Annotated in this window: 1 protein-coding gene; it reads left to right on the forward strand. The window is 67.7% G+C overall.

Annotation, left to right across the window (positions count from 1 at the left end; genetic code table 11):
- Nucleotides 1–930, forward strand: a 930-nt coding sequence (locus QZH66_RS17090; protein WP_305807043.1) for a potassium-transporting ATPase subunit KdpA, incomplete at both ends; no start/stop codon positions are given.

The raw sequence follows: 930 nt of genomic DNA on the forward strand, positions 1-930 counted from the left end.
GGGCCGCCTGCCGCGCTGGATGCAGGCGGTCGAAGGCGTGCTGTACCGGCTCGCGGGCGTCCAGCCTGATGAAGACATGCCTTGGCGGCGCTACGCGCTGGCGCTGCTGCTGTTCAACTTCCTGGGTTTCCTGGCCGTGTACGGCCTGCAGCGCATCCAGCCGTGGCTGCCTTTGAACCCGCAGGGCATGGGCGCGGTGTCGCCCGACTCGGCCTTCAACACCGCCGTGAGCTTTGTCACCAACACCGACTGGCAGGGCTATGCCGGCGAGTCCAGCATGGCCTACCTCACGCAGATGCTGGCGCTGACGGTGCAGAACTTCCTCTCGGCCGCCACGGGCATCGCCGTGGTGTTCGCGCTGGTGCGCGGCTTTGCCGGTCGGCTGGCCCAGGGCATAGGCAATTTCTGGGTCGACCTGACGCGCATCACGCTGTGGCTGCTGCTGCCGCTGTCGGTGGTGTTCGCGCTGGTGCGCGGCTTTGCCGGTCGGCTGGCCCAGGGCATAGGCAATTTCTGGGTCGACCTGACGCGCATCACGCTGTGGCTGCTGCTGCCGCTGTCGGTGGTGTTCGCGCTGTTCCTGGTGGGGCAGGGCGTGATCCAGAACCTGGCGCCCTACAAGGCCGTGACCACGCTCGAGGCCACGGTTTACCAACAACCCAGGCTGGGCCGGGACGGCCAGCCCGCAAAGGATGCCGCGGGCCAGCCGGTGCTCGAGACGCTGACCACGCCGACGCAGACGCTGGCCATGGGGCCGGTGGCATCGCAAGAGGCGATCAAGATGCTGGGCACGAATGGCGGCGGCTTCTTCAACGCCAACTCGGCCCATCCGTACGAGAACCCGACGCCCCTGAGCAACCTGGCGCAGATGCTGGCGATCTTCCTGATCCCGGCGGCGCTGTGCCTGAGCTTCGGCCAGATGGTCGGCGA

It is taken from the genome of Stenotrophomonas sp. YIM B06876 (assembly GCF_030711595.1).
Taxonomy (GTDB): Bacteria; Pseudomonadota; Gammaproteobacteria; order Xanthomonadales; family Xanthomonadaceae; genus Stenotrophomonas.